We start from the raw sequence: 325 nt of genomic DNA on the forward strand, positions 1-325 counted from the left end.
GTACCACAGGTATCACTACCAGTAGCCACGCCAGTGTTGGCAGAAGACTCGTCCTCGGTACACTCAATAGTCACATCGGCAGGCGCTGTAATAGTCGGTGGCGTAGTATCCACAACCGTTATCATTTGAACAGCAGACGTTGTGTTGCCACAATCATCCGTAGCCGTCCATGTTCTAGTAATTGTTTTAGTATTACCACAAGCATTAACAACCGCATCGCTTTCGCTAATGGTCACCGTACCACAGGTATCACTACCAGTAGCCACGCCAGTATTGGCAGAAGACTCGTCCTCGGTACACTCGATAGTCACATCGGCAGGCGCTG

At 50.2% G+C, this 325-nt stretch carries 1 protein-coding gene; it reads right to left on the reverse strand.

The genetic code is table 11. The features are described from left to right. Nucleotides 1-325 (reverse strand): hypothetical protein (locus tag LBV24_RS15165; protein WP_224479494.1); only part of this gene is annotated, 325 nt, incomplete at both ends.

This window comes from Winogradskyella vincentii, from assembly GCF_020166345.1.
GTDB classification, from domain to species: domain Bacteria; phylum Bacteroidota; class Bacteroidia; order Flavobacteriales; family Flavobacteriaceae; genus Winogradskyella; species Winogradskyella vincentii.